The sequence below is a fragment of the Arthrobacter sp. NPDC056886 genome, assembly GCF_042788715.1.
Taxonomy (GTDB): Bacteria; Actinomycetota; Actinomycetes; order Actinomycetales; family Micrococcaceae; genus Arthrobacter.
Genome location: NZ_JBHUBT010000002.1, coordinates 236,711 through 249,251 on the forward strand (window position 1 = coordinate 236,711; position 12,541 = coordinate 249,251).

Sequence of the window (12,541 nt, forward strand, 5' to 3'; positions counted from 1 at the left end):
CCGTTCTACTTCCGAAACACCCTCACCTTCAGTGGCGGAAACGGAAGTGGGGTACCACATTTCTGAAGATCGTCCCCGGAGCCCTGCAGGTGAATCTTTGGGTGATGCCCACTACTCGCTGTGGCATGCTGTGCTCCAGCCTTTAGCCCGGCGGATGCACCCCAATCCACCTAACGGAGAAAGTGTGGGACCTACGATGAGCCAGCAACAGCAAACCGGGCATCAACGCGATCTCAGCAGTCAGCTGAAGGATTTCATCGCCTCCTGGAAGCTGTCCGAATCGGACGACGTGAAGCTTACTCCCGAGGAATTGTCTGACCTGGTGTTTTTCGTCGCGAAGCACGAGGAGCAGCAACCTCGGAGGGACCCGAACGACGAGATGTACTACTACGTCATCAGCCGGTGGTATGTCCCGGAAACGAACAGGTTGTGCGAAAACCGCAACTACCCGAACAAGGATTCCCACAGGTACTGCACTTATTCGAAGGGCAAGGGCGACAAGGACTGGGTAAGGGAGTCGTGTTACTAGCCAACCTGTAAAAGAAGTTGCCTAGCGGAACGTGTGGCAACTGAAGGCTTCCTGCCTCGCAGGAACAAAGCTCACCACTCTGGCCATGTCTGAAACGTCGGCGCAAACTGGGGCTAAAGGTTCTTGGTCTCGCCCTCTATACCAAGCTGGTTTCCTGTCCAGAAAGGAATACTGCGATGTCCGAATCCACTACAAGCCACGACCATCCAGTCGGGTTCATACACGGCCCGTGGCCCCATTCCAGCTCGTGGGATCCCTGCAACTTGTTCAAGAGTTCACCAACCACCGTCGACACCCCTAAAGCTGAGAGGAGCCCGCTGCTCCTGACCTCCGGATCCGAAAACCACACCGCGCCGAAGGTAGTCGTCGAGCAACCGGTGAACCTGTATGCAGGCGATTCCAAATCCGTCACCGAGTACCACGAGTTTGAGGGTCGGGGGCACTCCCTGACCATCGACGAGGATTGGGACGACGTCGCCAACGTCACCTTGCAGTGGCTGAGCAGCAAGGGATTCTAAACTCCATGGAACTCGGATTGCAGGGCAAAGTAGCCGTCGTTACAGGCGCCAGTAAAGGAATAGGCCTGGCCATTGTGCGGGCCCTCCTGGCCGAAGGTGCCACCGTCATTGCCGGCGCAAGATCCACCTCCCCGGAGTTGGGGGACCTTTCGGGGAACGGACAGCTCAAGTTCGTCCCAGTTGACTTATCGGAGCCGAACGCCGGCCAAGCACTCGTCGATGCGGCCGGGACAAAGGTCGACATACTGGTGAACAATGTCGGCGCCGCCAAAACCCGAATTGGTGGCTTCCTGGAGATCTCCGATGATGACTGGGCCGCTTCCTTGAACCTGAACTTCCTGGCGGCCGTGCGTGTCACCAGGGCTGTCCTTCCGAAAATGCTGCAGGCGGGCGGGGGCACCATTGTCAACGTGGCTTCCGTCAATGCATTCCTGCCAGATCCTGCCGTCATGGACTACGGCGCAGCGAAAGCGGCCCTGTGGAACTTCGCCAAATCACTCTCGAAGGAATACGGACGCCAAGGCATTCGGGTAAATTGCGTCAGCCCCGGGCCCGTCGAGACAGACTTGTGGCTCGCCAGCGGCGGCGTGGCCGACACCGTGTCCCGGGCAACTGGCCGCACCCCCGCCGATGTTGCCTCCGCAGCCGCTGCCAACGCGGCAACGGGACGGTTCAGCCACCCATCCGAAATTGCCGACGTCGTGCTGTTCCTTGCCAGCAACAAGGCGGCCAATGCCACAGGATCAAACTTCACCATCGACGGCGGCCTGATCACCACGCTGTGAAGACCTACCGTCCGCAGACTTCCACCCGAAGCCCCGGCGGCGCACCAGACGGCATATCGAATTGCTCGCCGAAACGTCTGCCACCGCCGCGCTGGTCAGAGACCGAAGCGCTGTCAAGCAGCCGTTTCGGCGATCAGCCGAGAGTGAAGATTATGTAAGCCCGGGACTCTGAAGGCCCGTTTTCTGGACACTTGTGGTCCATCGTCGCTTGGCAGGCCACAATTAGCCCGGCGCATCGATGAGTCAGCAGGGAAACGGTTCATCTCAAGACTCGCGCGCGCCTGGCGCCAACGCCGGCCGCATCCCTAACTTTCGGGCCTGGCTCGTTTCAGGGTCTTATTCGATACGCCGGACGAGCATGGCCTCGAACTCAACGAGGTTCCGGGTTCCGCTGCCGCTGTCCAGGATCCAGAACATTCCCATAGACGGCACTGTCTGCAGCACCTTGCCGCGGTGGTAGCGTCGTCCGTCGTGCCAGGCTTCAATTGCATCGCCCATGGTGAGATCCCGTAGATCTCGCACGATGCCGGCTGCTTGTTCTTCCGCCATGACCCCTCCCTCATTCCCCTGCCTCCAGGACCGACCCCACCAATTCAGAGTAGGGGCCGAAGATTGCGCCCACGTTTCCGGGGTGCACCATGATGACGGGGCCAGACGACACCTGGAACCTTGCGATGCGGAGGCCGAGCTTCCGGGAGGATGACGGGCGTGGTCGAGCGCCCGCTCACCTCTCGGCGCCTGAAGGCCAGGGAAAGCCATGATTACGCCACGTTCAAATATGGGCTCACACCGCCTGGCTTACCGGAGCAAAGTAATTCACGAGTGGGCCCCGGGCTGGTAGGTGCCGGCGCTCCATTCCTGTCCTTGGGGGTCGAGTACCCGGCTGCGCCGGGTGCCCCATTCGGTGTCTTCGGGCTCGATCACGGAGGTACCGCCCGCGGCGAGGGCCTTCTGATGAAATGCGTCGACATCTTCGACCAGAAGGTACAGGCCTTGGCCGGTTGATCGGCCGATGAGAGGCGGCCGCTGGTAGGCGGCACCGCTACTTGCCACCATTAGCACCGCCTCCCCCATGCGGACTTCGGCGTGCAGAACCGCCCCCTCGGGCCCGTTTTGCCGGTGAATGACGTCAAATCCCACTGCCTGGAGCCAGACCAGGGCTGTGGGCGCGTCACTGTAGCTGAGATAGGCGAAGAGCTTGACGTCCATGCGGGAATGCTATCCCCGGCGCAGCCGTCCGATACACCCAGCTGCTGGAACAGAACGCGGATGAACCGGCTGCCGGGGCCCGGCAGCAGCCCGTCGATACACGGGCAGCATCGTCAGCATGCGAGGTGTTAGCCCAGCTTCGTCCGCCAATAGCACCGATCGTCAACCTAAGTTGACGTCAGATCCGATATCGACGCTTGCTGGCGGCGGTAACCCTTTACTTCGGCGATGGCCGGCTCCCAGATGTCGAAGGCGGTGCCGATGTCCGCGCCGTCCCGGCTCCCGATCAGGGACCGAACCAGTGCTGGGCTCAGCCTCGGCAGCCGATGCCTGGACCGGGTTGTTCCGGTAAGTGCGGATGCGATCCGTTCAATGCTGGGCCAGTTCGCATCGGCCACCGACAGGGCCACGGCTAACACGGCCGGATCCGTTGACGCCAGCCCTGGATAGTCAGCGGATGGCAGGCTGCCGCTATAACCAGCCTGGTATAAAGTCCAGATCCACTCCGCCGAGCTGCTGATCCGGCCCCGGTTGCTCGCGGCCCTGCAGCGCTTCAACCCGACGGTGCCGGCCCAGTACCTGCAGCAGGCCCTGGCCGAGATCGCCCCGCGCAAGTCCCAGGACGCCGTCGCTGAGAACCACCGCGTCCACAACTACCTGGTGGACGGGTACCGGCTCAGCTACACCGACTCCGACGGCAACGAGGCCAACCCCACCATCCATCTGCTCAGCTCGGACCCGGACCAGAACGACTGGCTCGCCGTCAACCAGGTGACCCTGATGCAGGGCGACTACAAACGCCGTTTCGACGTCGTGCTCTATTGCAACGGCATGCCGGTGAGCGTCATCCAAGTGAAGAAGGCCGGCAGCGCCAGCGCGGACGTCGCCTCCGCGCACGCCCAGCTGCAGACCTACCTGCGGGAGTTCCCCATGGCGTTCCGCTTCTGCGTGTTCACGCTCGCCTCGGACGGGATCCAGGCCAAGTACGGCACACCGTTCACCCCCCTTAACCACTTCTCACCGTGGAACGTGGACGACGACGGCGTGCCCGTCGCGCCCGGGTACGTGGAAAACGGCGAGGCCGTGACCGCGCTGGAGACGGCTCTGCAGGGTCTCCACAACCAGTAGCGGTTCCTGCAGCTCGTCCGCAATTTCACCGTCTTTGATGAAGGTTCGGACGGGCTCAGCAAGCGCATCGCGAAGCCGCACCAATACTTCGCCGGACCAAAGCGGTGGGAAGCACCGTCCAGGCCGTAGAAAGCAACGGCAAGGCCGGCGTCGTCTGGCACACTCAGGGTTCGGGCAAGTCCACGGAAATGGAGCTCTACGCCAACCTCGTGGCGCGCCACCCCAAGCTGAAGAACCCGACCGTTGTGGTCATCACGGACCGCAACGAACTCGACGGCCAGCTGTTCAAGGGCTTCAGCCGGAGCCTTTTGCTCGCGGAGTCCCCCAAGCAGATCAAGACGCGCTCCGAGCTCCGGAACGAACTCAGCAACCGCACCACCGGCGGCATCTACTTCACCACCCTCCAGAAGTTCGGCCGCAGCAAGTCGGAGAAGGACACCGGCGCCGAGCACCCGCTGCTGTCCGACCGGCACAACATCATCGTGGTGGTGGACGAGGCTCACCGCTCGCACTATGACGATCTGGACGGTTACGCCCGGCACCTGCGTGACGCCCTGCCGCACGCCACGCTGATCGCCTTCACCGGAACACCGATCTCCTTCGACGACCGCAACACCCAAGACGTGTTCGGCGAATACATCGACATTTTCGACCTCTCCAGGGCGGTGGAGGACGGCGCCACGGTCCCGGTGTACTTCGAGCCGAGGCTCATCAAGGTGGGGCTGGCTTCGGACGTCACGGAGGAGATCCTGGACCAGGCAGCCGACGAAGCCACGCTGGGGCTGGACGACACCGAGCGGGCAGGCATCGAGGCGAGCGTCGCCGTCGTGAATGCCGTGTACGGAGCGCCGCAGCGGATCGCGGCGCTGGCAGCCGACCTGGTGGCGCACTGGGAGAACCGCAGCGCCCGGATGGGCAAGTTCATCGAGGCGCCGGGCAAGGCGATGATCGTGGGTGGAACGCGGGAAATCTGCGCGAAGCTGTACGCGGCAATTGTGGAGCTGCGGCCGGAGTGGCACTCCGATGACCTGGCTAAGGGCAAGATCAAGGTGGTCTACTCCGGGACCGCGTCCGACGTGCCGCCGGTCTCCGACCACGTGCGCCGCGACTCTGCGAACGCTGTGGTGAAGGAGCGGCTCAAGGACGTGGATGACAAACTGGAATTGGTGATCGTCAAGGACATGATGCTCACCGGCTTCGATGCCCCGCCGCTCCACACCCTGTACCTGGACCGGCCGCTCAAGGGCGCGTTGCTGATGCAGACCCTGGCGCGTGTGAACCGCACTTTCCGCGGCAAAGAGGACGGGCTGCTCGTTGCCTATGCTCCCTTGGCGGAGAACCTGGCCAAGGCACTGAGCGAGTACACGAAGGAAGACCGGGCGAACAAGCCGGTGGGCAAGAACATTGACGAGGCCGTCGGCCTGACCGTTTCGCTGGTGGGCTAACTGAGGGAGCTGGTGGCCGGACACAACTGGAAGACCGTCTTGATGAAGGGCGGCCCGAAGGCGTTTCTGAACGCCGTCACGGGAGCGGTGAGCTACCTTCGCAACCCTGGCACGCCCGGCAACCTGCCAGCCGATGGCGAAGAGTCATTTGCCGCGAAATACCGCAGGCTGTCCAGCCAGCTCTCCCGCGCGTGGGCACTGTGCTCCGGCTCTGAAACTCTCGCTGGGCTGCGCCCGGAGATTCAGGTCCACGAGGAGATCCGCGTTTGGATGGCGAAATACGACGCCGCCGACAGGCAAGCCAGCGGCGAGCCCGTGCCGGAGGAGATTCAGCGACTGCTGGGCAATCTGATCGCATCCGCGACGTCGTCCGGCGAGGTCCTGGACATCTACGAGGCTGCCGGCATGCCAAAGCCGTCGTTGGATGACCTGACGCCGGAGTTCATCGCGAAGGCCCAGCAGGCCCGGAACCCGCAGCTGGCCATCGAGGCACTGCGGAAGCTCATCGCTGACGAGTCAGCGAAGACGACTCGGAACAACGCCATCCGCCAGCGGGCCTTCTCCGAGCGGATCACCGAACTGATGAAGAAATACACCAACCAGCAGCTCACGTCTGCTGAGGTGATTGCCGAGCTGGTGGAGCTTGCCCGCGAGGTCGCTGCAGAGGGCAAACGCGGTGGGCAGTTTACGCCCCCGCTGAATTCGGACGAATTGGCGTTCTACGACGCCGTTGCACAGAACGAGTCGGCCGTCGAATTCCAGGGCGAAGGCGTCCTGGCCGATATAGCCCGGGAGTTGGTGTCCGTGATGCGGCGGGACGTGCGCACGGACTGGACCGTGCGCGACGATGTCCGGGCCAAGCTCAGCTCCTCGAGCAAACGGCTCCTGGTGCGATTCGGATACCCGCCTGACAAGCAGCCCGAGGCCATCAAGCTGGTCATGGAGCAGATGGAATCGATGGCAGCACGATTCGCCGAAGCGCGAGGCTGACGGGCAGGTATAACGCGCAAATTCGTTCTCAAAAGAAAGAAAGATATGTATGAGGGATTTAGAAGTACTGCTGTCGCAAGTCTACGACTCTGAGAGCCGGGAGCACTTTCGCGAGGCCGTGCGTGCGTACCAAGCCGGAGCCTACCGAACCGCCGTTATTACTACATGGACAAGTATCGCCTATGATTTGACAGCCAAAATCAGATTTTTAGGGGAAACGAATTTTCCCGAGGCGTCCACCCTGATCGAACGGCTCGACCAGTCCATTCGCCAAGGTGACAGGCCACATCTGCAGCAGTTTGAATCGACTCTGCTTGAAAAGGTGCGTGATGACTTCGAACTGATTTCAGGCCAAGAGTACAGAGACCTGACCCGCCTTTACGAGGATCGTCATTTGTGTGCGCATCCTGCCTTTGTTGAACCAACCCGCCCGTTCTCGCCCGGGCCGGAGCGTGTCAGGTCTTACTTGGCAATGGCTGTTGATGCAGTTCTCAGTCAGCCACCGGCGCCTGGAAGACAAATAGTCGACAGATTCTCTCAGTTGGTCCTAGGGGTCTCGTGGCCCCAAAAGAACCTTGATGCCTTTCTGAAGGATAATTATTTCGACAGGACGAAGGAGAGCCTTCAACGCAGTGTTGCCCAAATTATCATTAAGGGCTGCATCACCTTCCCGGCCGAAGCGTTGGAGTCGACCCCCAGACGTCATCGGCAAGCCTCCGCGTCCCTGAGGAACTTCGCGCCATCTTTGCACCGCGACACCCTAAGTGATGTTCTCCTCAAGAAGGAACGGGGAAATGGCCTGACCGATGTGGAACTCATTCATGTTCTGGCAGCGTTCGGTCACTACCAAGAGTTTTGGGCGCTAGTGCCCCCAGGGCTCAAGGATCGAGCCTTATCCTTGATCGAGCACGCGGACATGGATCTCTGTGTCGAAGAAGGCCTCTTCTTTATGCCTCTGCCACACGATCCTGAGCTGCATGCCCTGTATACGGCCAGGATCCAAACGTTAGAACAGAGTTCCTTGACCAAGCTGTTGAGCGATCAGCCCGCCCCTCACTTTGTTCCCCGGACTCTTAGCGTTCTGGACTCTTCCGCCTCATTTAGAGACGCAGAAGCCAACATGCGCAATATTCTGTTACTCACCGATTTCTTGAGCGAGAGTGACCTTCGAATAGTTCGCGAAAGCGTCCTGACGAATAGCCAGATAAGCATGGCCGCCTATATGCCGGATCTCCTTCTGAATCTCTTTGAGCAAACAAGGGAACGACTACAAGATTTGGATTCATGGGATGGATTGGTTGGGGAATTGAAGGGCAGAAGAGACGTAGCCGATGACTACTATGCCTACCCGAAGCTTGCCGAGGCTATAGCAAATGCAAGAAATAAATGGTGGTGAAAACGCGTCCGCACATCAAGGATATCGAAACTTGACACATGGGCCGGGTTCATAGCAATGAGCGACTGTGCTGGCCGAGAAAAAACGACCCCGCACGCTCCTGCGTGCGGGGTCGTCGTTCTAGTTGAACAGGTGGAGGGAGGAGGAGGGACTAGAAGTCCCAGTCGTCATCCTCAGTGTTGACAGCCTTGCCAATCACATAAGACGAACCCGAGCCCGAGAAGAAGTCGTGGTTCTCGTCAGCGTTCGGCGACAGGGCCGAGAGGATCGCCGGGTTCACGTCGGTGACGGAGGCCGGGAACATGGCCTCGTAGCCCAGGTTCATGAGGGCCTTGTTGGCGTTGTAGTGGAGGAACTTCTTGACGTCCTCGGCCAGGCCGACGGAGTCGTAGAGGTCGTGCGTGTACTGGACCTCGTTCTCGTACAGCTCGAAGAGCAGCTCGAACGTGTAGTCCTTGATTTCCTGCCGGCGCTCCTCGGAGACCTTCTCCAGACCCTTTTGGAACTTGTAGCCGATGTAGTAGCCATGGACGGCCTCATCGCGGATGATCAGGCGGATAAGGTCGGCCGTGTTCGTCAGCTTGGCCCGTGAGGACCAGTACATCGGCAGGTAGAAGCCCGAGTAGAACAGGAAGCTCTCCAGCAGCGTGGAGGCCACCTTGCGCTTCAGGGGGTCGTCGCCCTGATAGTAGTCCATGACGATCTGCGCCTTCTTCTGAAGGTTCACATTCTCGGTGGACCAGCGGAAGGCCTCGTCGATCTCCTTGGTGGAGGCCAGCGTGGAGAAGATGGAGGAATAGCTCTTGGCGTGCACGGACTCCATGAACGCGATGTTCGTGTAGACAGCCTCTTCGTGCGGGGTGATCGCGTCCGGAATCAGAGAGACGGCGCCGACGGTGCCCTGGATGGTGTCCAGGAGGGTCAGGCCGGTGAACACGCGCATGGTGAGCTGCTGCTCGTCCGGGGTCAGCGTCGCCCACGACTGCACGTCGTTGGACAGCGGGATCTTCTCCGGCAACCAGAAGTTGTTGACCAGGCGGTTCCAGACGTCCACGTCCTTGTCGTCCTGGATGCGGTTCCAGTTAATCGCCTCGACGTGGCTAAGCAGCTTGACCTTCTCGGTCATGTCATCCCCTAAAAGTTGGGTTCTTCGTTAAGTTAAGCGTACGACGGCGGGCGGCTGCCCGCCGTCGTACCTAAGCAGATATCAACCTAAATCAGCTGATCACAACATGCATGAAACGCAACCGTCCACCTCGGTCCCTTCCAGCGCGAGCTGGCGGAGACGGATGTAGTAGATGGTCTTGATGCCCTTCTTCCAGGCGTAGATCTGGGCCTTGTTGATGTCGCGCGTGGTGGCGGTGTCCTTGAAGAACAGCGTCAGGGACAGGCCCTGGTCCACGTGCTGGGTGGCAGCGGCGTAGGTGTCGATGACCTTCTCGTAGCCGATCTCGTACGCGTCCTGGTAGTACTCCAGGTTGTCGTTCGTCAGGTACGGCGCCGGGTAGTACACGCGGCCCAGCTTGCCTTCCTTACGGATCTCGATCTTGGACGCCACCGGGTGGATCGAGGAGGTGGAGTTGTTGATGTAGGAGATCGAGCCGGTGGGCGGCACGGCCTGCAGGTTCTGGTTGTAGATGCCGTGCTCCATGACGGACGCCTTCAGCTCGCGCCAGTCATCCTGCGTGGGGATGTGGATGTTCTTGAAAAGCTCCGCGACCTTCTCGGTCTGCGGGACCCATTCCTGTTCGGTGTACTTATCGAAGAACTCGCCGGAGGCGTACTTGGACTTCTCGAAGCCGCCGAAGGTCTGGCCGGTCTGGATGGACAGCAGGTTGGAGGCCCGGACCGCGTGGTACACCACTGAGTAGAAGTAGATATTGGTGAAGTCCAGGCCCTCTTCGGAGCCGTAGTGGACCCGCTCGCGGGCCAGGTAGCCGTGCAGGTTCATCTGGCCGAGGCCGATGGCGTGGCTCTGGTCGTTGCCGCGGGCGATCGAGGGCACCGAGGTGATGTTGGACATGTCCGAGACGGCCGAGAGGGACCGGATGGCCGTCTCGATGGTCAGGCCGAAGTCCGGCGAGTCCATGGTCTTGGCGATGTTCAGCGACCCCAAGTTGCAGGAGATGTCCTTGCCGGTCTGGTCGTAGGACAGGTCATCGTGGTACGTCGTGGGCTGCGAGACCTGCAGGATCTCCGAGCACAGGTTGGACATGATGATCTTGCCGTCAATCGGGTTTTCCCGGTTCACGGTGTCCTCGAACATGATGTACGGGTAGCCGGACTCGAACTGGATCTCGGCGAGGGTCTGGAAGAACTCGCGCGCCTTGATCTTAGTCTTCTTGATCCGGGAATCGTCCACCATCTCGTAGTACTTCTCGGTGACCGAGACATCGGAGAACGGCATGCCGTAGACCTTTTCGACGTCGTACGGGGAGAACAGGTACATGTCCTCGTCCCGCTTGGCCAGCTCGAAGGTGATGTCCGGGATGACGACGCCGAGCGAGAGGGTCTTGATCCGGATCTTCTCGTCCGCGTTCTCGCGCTTGGTGTCCAGGAAGCGGTAGATGTCCGGGTGGTGAGCGTGCAGGTACACCGCGCCGGCACCCTGGCGGGCACCGAGCTGGTTGGCGTAGGAGAAGCTGTCCTCGAGGAGCTTCATCACGGGGATGACGCCGGAGGACTGGTTTTCGATCTGCTTGATCGGCGCGCCGACCTCGCGGATGTTGGTCAGCGCGAAGGCCACGCCGCCGCCGCGCTTGGAGAGCTGCAGCGCGGAGTTGATGGACCGGCCGATCGATTCCATGTTGTCTTCGATGCGGAGCAGGAAGCAGGAGACCAGCTCGCCGCGCTGCTTCTTGCCGGCGTTCAGGAACGTCGGGGTGGCCGGCTGGAAGCGGCCCTCGATGATCTCATCCACCATCTGCGTGGCGAGCTTCTCGTCGCCGCGGGCAAGGTGCAGGGCCACCATGCAGACCCGGTCCTCGTAGCGCTCCAGGAAGCGCTTTCCGTCGAACGTCTTCAGCGTGTAGGAGGTGTAGAACTTGAACGCGCCGAGGAAGGTCTCGAAGCGGAACTTCTTCTTGTACGCGCGGTTGTAGAGCTCGCGGATGAAGTTCATCGTGTACTGGTCGAGGGTCTCGCGCTCGTAGTACTCGTTCTTGACGAGGTAGTCGAGCTTTTCCTCGAGGTCGTGGAAGAACACGGTGTTGTTGTTCACGTGCTGCAGGAAGTACTGGTGCGCGGCCTCGCGGTCGGCCTCGAACTGGATCTCTCCGTTGGGGCCGTAGAGGTTCAGCATGGCATTGAGCTCGTGGTAGCCCAGGCCCTTGTAGGCGGCCGGCATCTCGTGCTTGTCCTGCTTTTCGACGGCGGCGCCGGTGCCGGTGCCCGCGTGGGTGCCTGCGCCCTCAGTTACTGCTGTGTCTGCGACAGTCGTGTCCAAAACTCTTCCAATCCTTGTTGTACGCGGTTGACGTCTTCCGGCGTCCCCATGAGTTCGAAGCGATATAGGTGCGGGACCTTGCACTTGGCGGCGATGATGTCGCCGGCCATGCAGTAGTTGTCCCCGAAGTTGGTGTTCCCTGCGCCGATCACTCCGCGGATCAGCTTCCGGTTGCCCGGGTCGTTCAAAAACCTAATGACCTGCTTTGGAACAGATCCCTCTCCCCCGGTGCCGCCGTAGGTCGGCAACACCAGCACGTAGGGCTCCCGGGCCACCAGCGGAGCGTCCCTCGGGTAGAGGGGGATCCTGGCGGCGTCGACGCCCAGCTTCGCAATGAAGCGTGCCGTGTTTTCGGAGGTGGAGGAAAAGTAGATGAGGCGGCAGTGTGTTAGCTCGGGAGCCGCTGTGCTGACCGCTTCCCCGCTGTCAGCCGCGGCAGCCACCCGATCATCTGTTGTTACAACCACGGCGGTCACCTCATCTACCGTGAATTCTTGCCTGGTAGCGGCGTCCCTGAGCTTTTAAGGCTATCGGGCGTTTCAGGCCGTTGGGCGTTTCAGGCTACAGCGACGGCGGCGGCCTGCGCCAGTTCTTCGATCTTGTCCGGGCGGAAACCGGACCAGTGATCCTGGTCGGTGACAACAACGGGAGCCTGCATGTAGCCCAGGGACTTCAGGCGCTCAAGGGCGTCCGCATCCTGGGAGATGTCGACGCTCTGGTAGGCGATACCCTTCTTGTCCAGCGCGCGGTAGGTCGCGTTGCACTGAACGCAGGCCGGCTTCGTGTAAACCGTAACGGTCATGGTCCTGTCCCCTTTGTTGAAGTCTTCGGTGGAGCGCTATCCCGGCTCCGGCTGTCCCGCCCTGATGCTCTGCTGGAACTGTATGTCGATACTACATGTAGTGCAAGAGCCTCACGCGGACCCCAAGATGATGTATTACAAGTATGTCATTTAACCCACCTTTAATCCACAGGAGGGGGCCCTCCAAATGTCCGGATTTCAGCCATTTTGGCGGACGAAATCCACACCCTGTGCAGTAGTTACCCACATTAATCACCCCCGCGTGTCGCACCGCAGACGGCGTGTCGCGATCCT

General features: G+C 60.8%; 11 protein-coding genes and 1 pseudogene. 5 read left to right on the forward strand and 7 right to left on the reverse strand.

The window, feature by feature from the left end:
* Positions 1–196: 196 nt before the first annotated feature.
* The 3 genes from ACFRJ8_RS04240 (at position 197) to ACFRJ8_RS04250 (ending at position 1,832) form a co-directional block, all read left to right on the forward strand.
* Entirely contained in the window at positions 197–529 is a 333-nt protein-coding gene (locus ACFRJ8_RS04240; RefSeq protein WP_377984903.1) for a hypothetical protein, read from the forward strand.
* 263 nt (positions 530–792) lie between these two features.
* The gene (locus ACFRJ8_RS04245) at positions 793–1,047 is read left to right on the forward strand and encodes a hypothetical protein (protein WP_377984904.1); all 255 of its coding nucleotides are present in this window, start codon (positions 793–795) and stop codon (positions 1,045–1,047) included.
* A 5-nt stretch (positions 1,048–1,052) separates the two neighbouring features.
* Positions 1,053–1,832 (forward strand): SDR family NAD(P)-dependent oxidoreductase, encoded by a 780-nt coding sequence (locus tag ACFRJ8_RS04250; protein WP_377984905.1) that lies wholly within the window; start codon positions 1,053–1,055, stop codon positions 1,830–1,832.
* 336 nt (positions 1,833–2,168) lie between these two features.
* Here the strand turns inward: ACFRJ8_RS04250 and ACFRJ8_RS04255 are convergent, their stop codons facing one another.
* The 3 genes from ACFRJ8_RS04255 to ACFRJ8_RS04265 form a co-directional block, all read right to left on the reverse strand.
* Positions 2,169–2,381: a hypothetical protein gene (locus tag ACFRJ8_RS04255; RefSeq protein WP_377984907.1), complete on the reverse strand. Its 213-nt coding sequence runs from the start codon at positions 2,379–2,381 to the stop codon at positions 2,169–2,171.
* Positions 2,382–2,648: 267 nt separating this feature from the next.
* Positions 2,649–3,041, reverse strand: coding sequence for a VOC family protein (locus ACFRJ8_RS04260; RefSeq protein ID WP_377984908.1), 393 nt, complete (start codon positions 3,039–3,041; stop codon positions 2,649–2,651).
* Between the two features lie 167 nt (positions 3,042–3,208).
* Positions 3,209–3,460 carry a hypothetical protein gene (locus ACFRJ8_RS04265; protein ID WP_377984909.1) on the reverse strand — a complete coding sequence of 84 codons (252 nt, stop codon included), beginning with the start codon at positions 3,458–3,460 and terminating at the stop codon, positions 3,209–3,211.
* 91 nt (positions 3,461–3,551) lie between these two features.
* Here ACFRJ8_RS04265 and ACFRJ8_RS04270 point away from each other — a divergent pair.
* A pseudogene (locus ACFRJ8_RS04270) lies at positions 3,552–6,604 on the forward strand (type I restriction endonuclease subunit R); the annotation flags it as partial.
* Between the two features lie 49 nt (positions 6,605–6,653).
* Entirely contained in the window at positions 6,654–8,000 is a 1,347-nt protein-coding gene (locus tag ACFRJ8_RS04275; RefSeq protein ID WP_377984910.1) for a hypothetical protein, read from the forward strand.
* A gap of 151 nt (positions 8,001–8,151) precedes the next feature.
* Here the strand turns inward: ACFRJ8_RS04275 and nrdF are convergent, their stop codons facing one another.
* From nrdF to nrdH, 4 genes are all read right to left on the reverse strand, one after another.
* Positions 8,152–9,126 carry a class 1b ribonucleoside-diphosphate reductase subunit beta gene (gene nrdF, locus ACFRJ8_RS04280; RefSeq protein ID WP_377984912.1) on the reverse strand — a complete coding sequence of 325 codons (975 nt, stop codon included), beginning with the start codon at positions 9,124–9,126 and terminating at the stop codon, positions 8,152–8,154.
* A 99-nt stretch (positions 9,127–9,225) separates the two neighbouring features.
* Positions 9,226–11,346, reverse strand: coding sequence for a class 1b ribonucleoside-diphosphate reductase subunit alpha (gene nrdE / locus ACFRJ8_RS04285; protein WP_377985181.1), 2,121 nt, complete (start codon positions 11,344–11,346; stop codon positions 9,226–9,228).
* A gap of 68 nt (positions 11,347–11,414) precedes the next feature.
* A complete protein-coding gene (gene nrdI / locus ACFRJ8_RS04290) occupies positions 11,415–11,888 on the reverse strand; it encodes a class Ib ribonucleoside-diphosphate reductase assembly flavoprotein NrdI (protein ID WP_377985182.1) in 474 nt (157 codons plus the stop codon).
* A gap of 113 nt (positions 11,889–12,001) precedes the next feature.
* Entirely contained in the window at positions 12,002–12,247 is a 246-nt protein-coding gene (gene nrdH, locus ACFRJ8_RS04295) for a glutaredoxin-like protein NrdH (RefSeq protein WP_377984913.1), read from the reverse strand.
* Between the last annotated feature and the right edge of the window lie 294 nt (positions 12,248–12,541).